Origin of the sequence: Nonomuraea sp. NPDC049750 (assembly GCF_040659625.1) — a bacterium.
Lineage (GTDB): Bacteria > Actinomycetota > Actinomycetes > Streptosporangiales > Streptosporangiaceae > Nonomuraea.
Genome location: NZ_JBFANB010000002.1, coordinates 453,829 through 466,799, shown reverse-complemented (window position 1 = coordinate 466,799; position 12,971 = coordinate 453,829). Strand labels below are relative to the sequence as shown.

Annotated in this window: 5 protein-coding genes; all 5 read right to left on the bottom strand. The window is 71.5% G+C overall.

All coding sequences use genetic code 11. The features are described from left to right. The 5 genes from AB0J16_RS07355 to AB0J16_RS07335 are packed head-to-tail and all read right to left on the bottom strand — an operon-like array spanning window position 1 to window position 12,947. Window positions 1-5,334, bottom strand: coding sequence for an amino acid adenylation domain-containing protein (locus tag AB0J16_RS07355; protein WP_358535608.1), 5,334 nt, complete (start codon window positions 5,332-5,334; stop codon window positions 1-3). Window positions 5,335-5,346: 12 nt separating this feature from the next. After that, window positions 5,347-8,493, bottom strand: coding sequence for an amino acid adenylation domain-containing protein (locus AB0J16_RS07350; RefSeq protein ID WP_358535606.1), 3,147 nt, complete (start codon window positions 8,491-8,493; stop codon window positions 5,347-5,349). Beyond that, window positions 8,486-11,365: an amino acid adenylation domain-containing protein gene (locus AB0J16_RS07345; RefSeq protein ID WP_358535604.1), complete on the bottom strand. Its 2,880-nt coding sequence runs from the start codon at window positions 11,363-11,365 to the stop codon at window positions 8,486-8,488. Before AB0J16_RS07345 ends, AB0J16_RS07350 begins: the two co-directional genes overlap by 8 nt. A gap of 41 nt (window positions 11,366-11,406) precedes the next feature. Next, entirely contained in the window at window positions 11,407-12,231 is an 825-nt protein-coding gene (locus AB0J16_RS07340; RefSeq protein ID WP_358536145.1) for a mycofactocin-coupled SDR family oxidoreductase, read from the bottom strand. 2 nt (window positions 12,232-12,233) lie between these two features. Continuing rightward, window positions 12,234-12,947 (bottom strand): alpha/beta fold hydrolase, encoded by a 714-nt coding sequence (locus AB0J16_RS07335; RefSeq protein ID WP_358535602.1) that lies wholly within the window; start codon window positions 12,945-12,947, stop codon window positions 12,234-12,236. Window positions 12,948-12,971 lie beyond the last annotated feature (24 nt).

The window sequence follows — 12,971 nt, the reverse complement described above, 5'->3', positions numbered from 1 at the left end:
TCAGTGCGCTTCGCTCCGTTGATCTTCCGTAAATGAAACCGGCTGGTCTTTCGTACGTGGTGCCAACCCGTGCAGCAGTGTGGCCACCGCGTCCGGGGCCGTCCGGCAGAAGTAGTGGCCGAAGGGCCCGAGCTCCACGAGCCGCGGCCGATCGGCGAACAGCGACCAGTCCTCGTACCTCCGCCGGTGGTCAGGGGTCAGCGGATCGTCCGAGGCATGGACGACCGTGAGCGGCGCGCGCAGCCTGGCCACGGGCCCTCGCTCGGCCGCCGCCAGCAGATAGCCGTTGGCCGAGCCGGAGTCGTGCCGGAACGTCCTGGTGACGAAGGCCGCCTGCTCGGGTGAGAGCACGTCGAGCCCGGAGTACCCGGTCGCCTCGACGAGCCAGCGCACGATGTCCTCATCCGTCATCGCGTCCACCCGCTCCATGGACTCGCGAGTGGTCCGGGCGTCGTGCAGCAGCTTTCCGGCCACGAAGACGTGGAGCGGCGCGATTCCGGCCGCTTCCATCAGGCGTGCGGTCTCGATGGCCAGAGCCGAGCCGACGCAGTGGCCCCAGAGGACCACGGGCCGGTCGGCGAGACCGCGGATCTCTTCCACCACCCGCCGCGCCGCCTCCTCGATGGGCAGGAAGGGCTCGTCCGGATGGCCGGGGTCGTGGCCCGGCAGCTCCACGCCATAGACGGCCACGTCGGCGCCCGCCTTGTCGAGGGCGGTGGCCAGCGGCTCGAAGTTGACGGCGTTGCCGGCCGCGTAGGGAAAGCACACGAGGACGGACCGGGCTCGGTCGGGGTCGGCCGACAGCGAGCGAAGCAGACCGAGGTCGGGGTCGGCCGACAGCGAGCGAAGACGAGCCTCGGCCACCTCACACAGCGGTCCCAGGGTGGAGTTGCGCATCAGGTCGGTGAGCGACACGAGCCCCTCCAGCTCCATGACCACCCGCATGGCCGACAGCGAGCTGCCGCCGAGCTCGAAGAAGTTGCCGTCGAGGGTGATCTGCTCCAGCGGCACGTCGAGCACCCTGGACCACACCTCCGCGATGCGCGGTCCCACCGCTCCGGTGGGACGACGGCTGGGGCGAGGGCCGGGGTGACGGCTGGGGTGACGGCTGGGGTGACGGCCCGTCTCCCCTGCGGCACTCCGCTCTTCGAAACGGTGAAACGTCAGGCTTCGGGGTGCCTGGAACAACTCAAGGCCGCCGGGCATGCGGCGTCCGTACACACCTGTGGTGGGGATCGTGGTCCCGTTGGCGATCAGCACGATCCGCCCCGGCGTGGCGAAGGGCACCCGCAGGCCGTGTTCGTCGACGACCCGCGCCCGATAATGGTCTGCCAGCTTCGGCAGGACACTCTCGCTCTGTTCCATCGTGATCAGCGCCGCGCTCTCCTCGCCGGGCAGCAGATCGGCGAGGTGATGGAGGGCGGCCGGATCGGCTGTCATCTGCTCGAACGCGGCGATGTAGTACGCCCCCATCCGCGCCACCTGCCAGGGCTCGAAGAGGTGGGCGTGGTAGTGCAGGCTGAGCCGTACCTCGTCGGTGATGAAGTGCCGGGAGAATTCGGCACGCAGCACGAACTCCGTCTCCGAGTTGGCCCGCACGTCGAGCAGGGAGAAGCCGTCGAGCGCCTCCAACTCCCTGAGCAGATAGAAGTGCGTGAAGTTGAAGGCCGTCTCGAACAGCGCCTGTTGTGTCCCCAGGTCGTGCTTCATCCGCGCCATCGGGTATCGCCGCGCGGGAAGCAGTTCGACCTCGGCCCGGTAGACGTCGCGCACGAGGCTCTCCCAGGAGCCCTCGCCCGTGCGCACCCGGAAGGGCACCGTGTTGAGGAACAGGCCGATCGAGCGGGTGGCGCCCTCCGCCTCGGGCCGGCCGCTGTGCTCGTACCCGGTCATGACGTCGCGCTCGCCGGTGATCAGGGAGAGGACCTTGACGTGCGCGGCCATCGCGACGTTCTTGACCGGCACGGACAGCGCCCCGGCCAGCGCCACGATCCGGTCGGACAGGCCGCGCGGGAACTCCACCTCGTGGAACACGACGGGGAAGACGTCCGGCGACGCCGATTCCCTCGTGCGGGGTACCTCGGTGAAGGTGCTGCCTTCGAGCACGCCCGCCCAGTAGGAACGGTGGCCCTCGTCGGCGAGGGAGCGGCGCTCCAGCGAGACGTAGTCGCGCGCGTACCCGTCCGGCTCCACCTCCGGCAGCGGCCGTCCGTCGAGCAGCCGGTAGTAGGCGTCGAACAGCGTGGTGTGCACCAGGGTGATGCTCCAGCCGTCCAGCGCGGAGTTGTGCTGGCTGAGCGTGTAGCGGAACAGGTCGTCGCCGAGCACGTGCACGTGCAACCGGACGAGACCGGGCTCGGTCCAGACGAAGCGATGAGCCTTCTCCCGCTCCGCCCATACGTGGTACCAGGCGTCCTGTTCGTCCTCGTTCATTCCGCGCAGGTCGGCGATGTACAGCGGTGCCGGCGCGTCCTCGTGGACGACTTGCAGGTACTCGCTGTAGCCGGTGAGGTGGTAGCTGGTACGGAAGATCGGGTTCGCGGCGACGATGTGCCGGACGGCCCGCTCGAAGCAGCCGGCGTCGAACGAGCTCTGGATCGTGTAGCTGATGATGTCGTGATATTCGACTGTGTTGTGTGACAGTTCGCTCTGAAAGACCAGTCCCGCCTGGAGCTGCGTCATCGGATAGGCGTCGACCACCCCGGCCGGGATCTTCGCCCGGTCCTCGGGCGTCAGCAGCTCGAACGGCCCGAGCGGGCGCGTCGCCTGATCCGCGTCCCGCGCGAGAGCGACCAGACTCGCGATGGTCGGATTCTCGAAGAGCTGCTGGAAGGTGAAGTCGAGGCCGCACGCGCGTGCCCTGGCCAGCACGGTGACGAAGTGGATCGAGTTGCCGCCGAGCGCGAAGAAGTTGTCGTGCACACCGACCGATGCGACGCCGAGCACCTCGGCCCAGACGCGGGCCAGGTCCGCCTCCTGCGGCGTGCGCGGGGCGACGTGGTCCACCGCGCGGGCAGGTTCGCCGGGGTCGGGAAGCGCGCGGCGGTCCAGCTTGCCACTCGGACTGAGCGGGAACGCGGCGAGCGTGACGAGGCGGGCGGGGACCATGTACTCCGGTAGCGTGCGCCTCAGGTGCTCCTTGAGCTCATCCTCGGGCAGGGGCTCGGCTGCCACGACGTAACCGCACAGATGATCCTGTCCCCGGGGGATGACGACGGCGTCCCTCACGGCGGCGTGCTGCCGCAGCCGCTCCTCGATCTCACCCGGTTCGATGCGGTATCCCCGCAGCTTGACCTGGTGGTCGATGCGGCCCAGGTACTCGATGCCGCCGTCGGCCAGCCTGCGGGCCAGGTCCCCCGTACGGTAGACGCGCTCCTCGCCCGCTTGGGGCGCGGCGACGAAGCGTTCGGCCGTCAGTTCGGGGCGACACAGGTATCCGCGGGCCAGCTGGACCCCGGCGACGCACAGCTCCCCCGGGACGCCGACGGGCTGGGGTCGCAGGTCCGCGTCGAGCACGTGGACGCGCGTGTTGTCGACCGGCCGCCCGATCGGCACCATGTTCTCGCGGCCGTGGCAGGCGTAGTGGGTGACGTCGACGGCCGCCTCGGTGGGCCCGTACAGGTTGATCAGCCGGCAACCCGTGACCACTTCGTGGAAGCGTCGCACGTGGTGGGCCGCCAGCGCCTCGCCGCTGGCGAACACCTGCCGCAAGGTGCCCAGCCGCCACTGCTCACCCGTTCCCGCGACGAAGTCGAGGAAGGCCCCGAGCATGGACGGCACGAAGTGCATCGTGGTGACGCCGTGCCGCTCGACCGCCGCGGTCAGCGCCTCCGGTTCCCGCTCCGCGCCGGGCTCGGGCAGGCACACCGACGCCCCCGCGAACGTCCACCAGAACAGCTCCCACACCGAGACGTCGAACGACGTGGGCGTCTTCTGCATGATGACGTCCGTGGAGCCGATCGGGTACGCCTTCTGCATCCAGCCGATGCGGTTGACCACCGACCGGTGCTCGATCCGCACGCCCTTGGGAGCACCGGTCGAACCCGAGGTGTAGATGACATACGCGAGGTCGCGGGCGCCGCCCTCGACCGGCGGCGTGCTCACCTCCTGCGCGTAGGCCCCCTCGTCCATGAGGTCCAGGACGGCGACGCCGTCGCCGACCAGCTCCTGGTGGCGGGGCTGGGTGAGGACGAGGCGGGCGGCGCTGTCATGGAGGATGTACGCGATGCGGTCGCGCGGGTTGCCCGGGTCGATCGGCAGGTACGCGCCCCCCGCCTTCAGCACGGCGTAGACGGCGACGAGCATCTCCGGCGAGCGATCCGCCAGCACGGCCACGAGGTCGTCGCGGCCCACTCCGCGGGCGCGCAGCGTGTGCGCCAGGCGATTGGCGCGCGCGTTCAGCTCGGCGTACGTGAGCAGGAAGCCGTCGCCCACCACGGCCACGGCGTCAGGGGTCGCGGTGACCTGGCGGCTGAACAGCTCGTCGAGCCGCACCGTGTCCTCGAAGGCGGCGTCCGTGTCGTTCGCCTCGTCGATCAGCGCCAGATCGTCGTCGGACCGCAGGTCGAAGGCGGCCATCGCCGTGTCGGGCGAGGCGGTGGCCTGGTCGAGCAGCATCACGCAGTGCGTGAGAAGCCGCCGGGCGGCGCCGGGGCCGTGCGTGCCGGTCCGGTGCCGCAGTTCCAGAGACAGCCCGGCCTGCCCGCGTACGAAGGCGAAGGCGAGCGGGAAGCCGGGCCGCCCGGCGGGATCCGCCTCGTCGCGTACCGCGTCCACGAGCACGTCGGCGAAAGGGTCGTCCCCCTCCGCCGCCGCGGTCCCGAACTCGGCGGCGAGCAGCTCAAGAGGGTAGTCCTGGTGTTCGATCGCGGCCCGCAGCCGGTCCCCGACCTCGCCCAGCAGCCCGCGCAGCGTGGTGTCCCGGGTGACCGGCAGCCGCAGCACCAGCGAGGAGGCCAGCGGCGCTGGACTGCCGGGCACGGGGACGGGAGCGGTGGCCAGCACGGACTCCTCGCCGCCGCCGTAACGCTGGAGCAACGCGCCTATCACGGCGATCAGCACGGAACGCAGGGCGATGTCCTGGCCTCGGGCCAGCTTGCCGAGTCTGGCGGTCAGTTCGGGGCCGAGGTCGAGCGCGGTCACCGCGCGCGCCGCCTCCCCTGCCGAGCCACCGTGCGTGTCGGACGGGAAGCCGGGCGGAGTGTCGGACTGGACGTCGGACGGGAAGCTGGTGCGCTCGGGCAGCGCCGCGAGCTGGGCGCGCCAGAACGCCCCCTCGCGGCGACGCTTCGCGGCCGCGACCTTGAGCCTGCCCAGGGTCTCGATGGACTGCATGGCCCCTCCAGTTCAGAAGTCGAAGTCGAACGCGAGCGCGGGCGGGCCGGGCCGGGCCGAAGGCGTCCGGCCTAGCTCGCCGAGCGGCGTGTCCGGTTCGGCGAGTGCCGTGTCGAGCAAGGACAGGAACTCATCCCGGAACGTCTCCACGGTGGGGCGCAGGAAGAGGTTCGTGGCGTACGCCAGCCGGGCCTCGTACCCGTCGGGTGAGTCCTCGATCTGCAGGTCCAGGTCGAAGATCGTGCGCCGGGTGGCCTCCGGCCGCCACCGGGGCCGAGCGCCGAGGAAGTCCACCTGGTGCAGCCCCGTGTCCTGCATCGCGAAGAACGCGTCGAAGAGCGGGTGGCGGCTGAAGTCATGCTCGCCCCGCATCGCCACCAGGGCGTCGAACGCGTGATCCTGGTGGTCGCCGGCCGCCAACGCGTGCCGGGCCACGGCTCGCAGATACGCGCGGAACGGCAGCTCGGGGGCCGGGTACGCGCGCAGGCACAGGGTGTTGACGAACATCCCCTGAACCCGATCCACCCCCGGCAGGTGCCGTCCGGAAAAGGGCGTCCCGACCGTCACGTCGTCGCCCCCGCTCACCTGCCCGAGGAAGACGGTGTACACGGCCAGGAGCACCTGGAACGCCGTCACCCCCTCGGCGCGGGCCAGCTCCCTGACCGCGTGGCTGCGCTCCGCGCCGAACGCGAACGGCAGGTGGTCCCCCTCCGTCCGGCGGACCGCGGGCCGGGGCAGGTCGATGGGCAGGTCGAGAGGTTTGATCGGCCGCGCGAACGTCTCGGCCCAGAAGCCACGCTGGGTCTCGGACAGCGCGCGCCGCTCCGGCCCGTTCGCCCACTGCGCGAAGTCCCGGTAACGCAGCTCCACCTCGGGGAGCGGCTCGCCCCTGAGCAGCGCCGCCCACTCGGCCATCAGGAGGGCGAGCGAGCGGCCGTCGGTGAGGAGGTGGTGAATGTCCAGCACCAGCCGGGTCCCATGGTCGTGCCGCGCCAGGGCCGCACGCCACAGGGGGGCCTGATGGACGTCGAAGGCGCGGATCCACCTCTCGGTCCAGCCGTCGAGATTCGCCCCGCGAAACAGGCCGACCTCATCCAGCGTCGTACGAAGCACCTCGTGAACGCGCTGGTACGGCTGCCCGTCGTCGCCCACGGCCACGTCGGTGCGCAGGACCTCGTGCCGCTCGACGAGAGTCGCCAGAGCGGCGCGCACCCGTCCGGCGTCCATCCGGCCAGGGAGGTCGACGACGATCGGCAGGTTGTACTGGGTGCCGCACGGGTCCTTGATCTGCTCGACATAGACGCCCTTCTGCTGGGGTGACAGCGGGGTCCGCTCGGTGGCCTGGTACGGACGCGGCCCCACCACGTCGGCACGGTCCGCGGCACGGACCAGGTCGGCCAGCGCTGACACCGTACGGACCGCCAGCACGGCCGAGACCGGGCAAGCCACCCCGAACCTCTTCCGCACCCTGGCGGCCAGCCGGGTCGCGGTGAGGGAGCTGCCGCCCAGCCGGTCGAGCGGCTCGTCGACGCCGATCCCGCGCACGCCGAGGACGTCCTCCCACAGCTCGACGAGCTCTCGCTCAAGCTCGTCCCCAGCCGTCCCGCCGCCCGCGGGGATCGGCTCGGGCAGCGCGGCTCGGTCCACCTTCCCGTTGACGTTCAGCGGCAGCGCGGGCAGCACCACGATCCGGGCGGGCACCATGTGAGCGGGCAGCACGCGCTCGATCTCCGTCCGCAGTCGCTCCGGTTCCAGGGACCGCTCGCCCGAGACGTACGCGCGCAAGTGGCCGTCGGACGAATCCGGAGCGCGCCGCTCCACCACCACCGCCTCGCGCACTCCGGGGCGGGCCAGTAACGCGGCCTCGATCTCGCCCGGCTCGACGCGCAGACCGCGCACCTTGACCTGGTGATCCGTCCTGCCGAGGAAGTCGATCGACCCGTCCGGCAGCCTGCGCGCCCGGTCGCCGGTCCGGTAGAGGAGCTCTCCTGGCCGGAAAGGGTGGGGGACGAAGGCGCACGCGGTCAGGTCGGGGCGCCCGTGGTAGCCGAGCGCCAGCCCATCACCGCCGACGTACAGCTCGCCGGCGACGCCCGCTGGAAGCGGTTGTCTGTCCTGGTCGAGCACGTACGCGCTGGTATTGGGCACTGGGCGGCCGATGGGCACGCGTTCGCCGATCGGCTCGCGAACCTCGTGGCAGGTGGAGATGACCGCGTTCTCGGTCGGCCCGTACGCGTTGACGAGCCGCAGTCCCGGATTGGCCCGCAGCACGGACCTGGCGTGCTTGGCCGAGAGCACGTCACCTCCGACCAGCAGGTCCCGCAGCGGCCCGAACACGGTCGGGTCCTCGCCCGCGAGCTGGCCGAACAGCGCGGAGGTGAAGAGCGCCGTGGTGATCCCCCCGTCCGCCAGCGCCCGCCTCAGCTCCGCGCCGTCGAGGAACGTCTCCCGGTCGAGGATGTGCACGGTCCCACCGCAGAGCAGGGCGGCCCAGGTCTCCCAGACGGAAGCGTCGAAACCGGTCGCCCCGATCTGCGCGATCCTGGCCGTGGCGTCGAGCCGTACATAGCCGACGCCCCGCACCAGACGGACGATGCCGCGATGCGGGACCAGGACACCCTTGGGCCGTCCGGTGGTCCCCGAGGTGTACATCAGGTACGCGACGTCCGACGCGCCGCCCGGCGCGGGGACGTCCACCTCGGGTTCGGCCGACCAGTCCTGGGCGTCCACCGCGATGGCCTGCCCGCGGGCCGGCTCTCGCGTGGTCAGCAGCGTGGTCAGCTCTCGCGTGGTCAGCAGGAAGCCGGCGCCGCTGTCCTCGATCAGCTGGGAGATCCGATCCGAAGGATGGGCGGGGTCCATCGGCACGTAGAACCCGCCGGCCTTAAGCACGGCGAGCGCCGCGACGATCAGGTCGGGAGTACGCGGCAGCAGCAGCGCCACCGGTTCGGCGGGACGCAGCCCATCGCGGCGTAGCTTCTGGGCCAGCAGCGTGCTGCGGTGGTGCAGCTCGGCGTAGGTGAGCGTGGTATCTCCGTGCACCACGGCCGGGTGGCCGGGCGCCGCCTCGGCCTGCTCGGCGAAGAGCCGCTCGACGCGGCTGTCTCGGGGATAGTCCGTGGCCGTGTCGTCGCAGCCGTCCAGCAGCCGGTCACTCATGGGAGATCACCCCCGCGAGGCTGTTCACCGTCGGGTGCAGGTACAGCTCGCGCATCGGAAAGGCGGGCAGGCCGCGGTCGCGCATGGCCGCCGCCACCCGCATGGCGTACAGGGAGTTGCCGCCGAGCTCGAAGAAGTTGTCGTCGGGACCGACAGGAACGCCGAGCACCGACTCCCACACCGCGGCGAGCGCGCCCGCCAGCTCACCTGACAGAGCCCGGATCGGCGCGGCGGGCGCGACGACCGGCGCGGGAAGCCCTCGAACGTCGAGCTTGCCGTTGGCGGTGAGGGGCAGCGTGTCGAGAGGCGTGATGGTGGCGGGCAGCATGTGCTCCGGCAGCACCTTGGCGGCCCGTTGCCGGATCGCCGCCGGATCGCCGCCGGCCGGCACCACGTACGCGTCGATGCGCGCTCCCGCGGCGTCCCGCTCGCCGTTCAGCACCACGGCGGCCGCCGTAACGGCGGGGTCGTCCAGCAGGACGTGGCGGATCTCGTCCAGCTCGACGCGGAATCCGCGCAGCTTGACCTGGGTATCGAGACGGCCGAGGTGCTCCAGCCGGCCATCGGGCAGCAGCCTGCCCCGGTCGCCGCTGCGGTAGACGCGGCCCATGGTGAACGGATCGGGCAGGAAGCGCCGCGCGGTCAGCTCGGGACGGCCCAGGTACTCCAAGGCGACCCCGTCTCCCCCGACGTGGATCTCGCCGGGGACACCGCACGGCACGGGACGGCCGCGCTCGTCGAGGACGTACAGGTGCCAGCCGGGCAGGGCGTGCCCCACGGACCGCGACCCGGTCATCGCCTCACGGCGGGTCACGTTCTGGGCCGTCACGTGCACCGTCGTCTCCGTGATGCCGTACATGTTGACCAGCCGGCACCGATCCTCCGGATACCGGTCGAACCAGGCCCGCAAGGGCCGGGCGTCCAGCGGCTCACCGCCGAAGATCACCAGCCGGACCGCCAGCCGCTCGTCCTGCCGCCGGTCGGCCTCCATGAGCTGGGCGAACGCCGACGGCGTCTGGTTCAGCACGGTGACACGCTCGCGCGCCAGCAGCTCGCGGAACTCCTCGGGCGAGCGAGAGACCCAGTACGGCACCACGACCAGCCGGGCACCGGTGAGCAGCGCTCCCCAGATCTCCCAGACGGAGAAGTCGAACGCGCTGGAGTGGAAGAGCGTCCAGGTGTCACCGGGACCGAGCCCGAAATCGTCACGGGTGGCCGACAGCAGGGCGACGACGTTGCGATGCGGCACCACGACGCCTTTCGGGCGCCCGGTCGAGCCCGAGGTGTAGATGACGTACGCGGCCTCGCCCGGCCCCCGCCGCTCTGGACGGGCACGGCCCGCCTCGCCGTCGTGGGTCTCCAGCTCCTCGGGCCTGACCACGCTCGCCGACCCGCCGCCGGGAAAGTCCTGGTCCGCGATGACGATGCGCAAGGCCGCGTCCTGAGCCGTGAACGCCAGCCGGTCGGCCGGGTAGGCCGGATCCATGGGCACGTACACCGCGTCCGCCTTGAGCACGGCCAGCATGGCGACCACGAGATCGGGTGTGCGTCCGAGGCAGACACCGACGCGCTCCCCCGGACGCACGCCCCGGTCGAGGAGGGCGGCGGTGAAGCGGGCGGCGCGCGCGTCCAGTTCCGCGTAGGTCAGGGAGCGGCCCTCGCAGGTGAGCGCCACCGCGTCGGGACGCTCCGCCACGCGGGCGGCGAACACGTCGTCGATCCGCTCCGGCCGCCAGTCCAGCCGCCGTGCCGGACGGCCGAGGGCGACCACCTGCCGTGTCTCCGCCTCGTCCATCAGCTCGACGTCGGCGGGGACCAGACCGGCGGGCGCGTTGACCAGCTGCTCGTAGGCGCGGACGACGTGGCGGGCGAAGCGCCTGGCCGAGTCGGCGTCCACGTCTTCCAGCCGATGGCGTAGCACCAGCTGAAGGCCGCCGTCCGGGGTGCGACCGGGCACGATCGTGAGCGGGAACGGGGCTGTCTGGCAGGGAACGTACGTACCGGACCCGCTCTCCGCCGGCCCGTCGGTGAGCAGACCGGCCACGACCCGGCCGCCGGTCTCCGCGAGGAGTTCGGCGTACTGCCGCCCGTCGCACCGCCCGCCGTACGAGGCCAGGGCTTGGGCGATCTCGGCCACCAGCTCCCCTGCGGTGCGCGCGCCCGAAAGGTCCAGTGCCAGCAGGAGCCCGGCGTCGAACGCGCCCAGCGCTCCTTCCGGCCGCTCGGGCACGGGGCCGAGCACGCCGACGACCGGACTCTCCTGGTTCTCGTACCGCCCGAGCACCAGCCCGACCGCCGCCGCCATCGTGGCCGGCACGTCCGGTCCGGCCTCGCTTATCGCCACGGTGACCAGGCCGGTACGGTCACCCGCCGTGTCGTCGCCACTGGCCCACGCAATACGTCCGGAAAAATCCGCTTCCCGCCATCTTTTGAGCGTCTCGGCGTCCGCGGCGGCGTGACCTGCCTTCTCGTACGTGGCCTCCTCATACCGAGCCCGACCGGTGAGCACATCGGCCACCGTGCGCAGTGACAGCGCGTCGAGATTGGCGCGATGGGCGACGAGCACGAGGTCGGCGGGCCCGTCCGCGTACCGCAGCAGCACCGCGCGCAGCAAGGCGCCCTCCGCGTCCAAAGGACGGTGCAGTTCGGCCTCGACGCGGCGGCCCGCCACCGCGGAGTCGCAGGCGGCCGGAACCCGCTCGTCCCAGAGCCGGGGCAGCCGGTCAGGCGTGTCCCCCCACCAGGTGCGGACCGCGCGTTCGAAGAGCCCGGCCAGCCAGGTGGCACCAACGCCATCGGGCAGTCTGACGCGCCGGGCATGGCAGTGTGCGGAGGGTGAGCGGTCCGGGGGGATGAGATCGGTTCGGGGCACGCGGTGATCTCCAGAGCGTGGTCGTGGTGAAGGTGCGGGCGTCAGCGTGCGGTGAAGCCGCCGTCGACGGTGAGTACGCTGCCGGTGACCTGCCGGGATTCGTCGGAGGCCAGCCATAAGGCGGCCGAGGCGACGTCGTCCGGCTCGATGAGGGTGTTCATGGGCTGGGCCTGCACGAAGGCCTCCTCGTGCTCGCCCACCGGCACGTCGAGCGAACGCGCGATCTCCGCCAGCATCCGGCCCTCGACCTGGGGGTCATCGCGGACGGAGCCAGGGCACAGGGCGTTGACCCGGACCTTGCGCGGGGCGTAGTCGAGCGCGACGGCCTTGGTCAGGCCGATGAGACCGTGCTTGGCGGCCACGTATCCGGCGAAGTGCCGATATCCCACCAGCCCGGCGGTCGAGGCGATGTTGACGATGCTGCCGGAGCGCTGCTCGACCATCAGTTTGCCGACCGCGCGGATGGCGCGCCACGCACCGGAGAGATCGACGTCGATCATCAACTGCCACTCGTGCTCGTCGATCTCGTGCGCCATCTTGCCGGAAGGAGCGGCGATGCCCGCGTTGTTGACGAGGACGTCGATGCGGCCGAAGCGCCCGATCGCCATGGACACCGCGGCCTCGACTTCGTGCGTCTCCCGTACGTCGGCCTGCCTGGTCATGACGGAGACGCCGAACTCCCGGCAGAGTTCGGCCGTGTATTCGAGCTGACTGGCCGAGCCGAGCGCGTACGGCACCCCTGGCAGGTCACGCGCGACGTCGAGCAGCACCAGGTCGGCGCCCTCCCGCGCGAACATCCGGGCGCTGGCCCGGCCCAGCCCGCGGGCCGCGCCGGTGATGACGGCCGTCTTCCCGGACAGGCGCATCGTCACCGCTCTTCCGGCGTCGCCAGGTCGGCGCCGATCAGCCGTAGCAGGGGAGCGGGATCATCGGCCAGGTACATGTGCCCTCCGTCGAGCTCGACGGTGTTGAACCCGGCGCTGGTGGCCCGCTCCCACTCGGCGATCATCGCCATGTCCACCAGCTCGTCGTCGAGGCCGTGAACGGCGGTGATCGGTGTGGACAGCGGCTTGTCGGACTGGGGACGGTAGCTCTCGTGCAGTTCGACGTCGGCGCGCAGCATGGGCAACAGCAGCGCCCGCATCTCCGGGTCCTCCAGGGCCGGGTGCGAGTATCCGGCGAAGGAACGGATCCGGGCCAGGAACGCCTCGTCATCCAGGCCGGTGGCGCGGCTCTCCCGCCCGCTCCACGGCCCGGGGGAACCGCTGACGTACAGGCGGGCGAGCCGCAAGCCGGTCACGCCGCTGAGCCGGTGCGCCAGCTCGTACGCCAGCACCGCCCCGAGGCTGTGGCCGAAGACGGCCACCCGGGAACCGGGACCGATTCGCTGCAGCACCTGCGAGCACGCCTCGTCCGCGGCGCGGGCGGCATCGGTGTGCGGAGGTTCGACGAAGCGCTCCTCACGGCCGGGCAGTTGCACCGGCAGGATACTCAGGCCCTCGGCCAGGTAGCGCTGCCATCCCTTGAAGAAGGAGGCGCCGGCCCCGGCGAAGGGCAGGCAGATGAGGTAGGTGGGTTCCATGATCCGTTCTCCCGTCTGTAGACG

Excerpts from the sequence above, each read along its gene's own strand:
- AB0J16_RS07355 (WP_358535608.1), bottom strand. The coding sequence starts at position 5,334 with ATGCAGTCCATCGAGACCCTGGGCAGGCTCAAGGTCGCGGCCGCGAAG.
- AB0J16_RS07340 (WP_358536145.1), bottom strand. The coding sequence starts at position 12,231 with ATGCGCCTGTCCGGGAAGACGGCCGTCATCACCGGCGCGGCCCGCGGG.
- AB0J16_RS07335 (WP_358535602.1), bottom strand. The coding sequence starts at position 12,947 with ATGGAACCCACCTACCTCATCTGCCTGCCCTTCGCCGGGGCCGGCGCC.
- AB0J16_RS07350 (WP_358535606.1), bottom strand. The coding sequence starts at position 8,493 with ATGAGTGACCGGCTGCTGGACGGCTGCGACGACACGGCCACGGACTAT.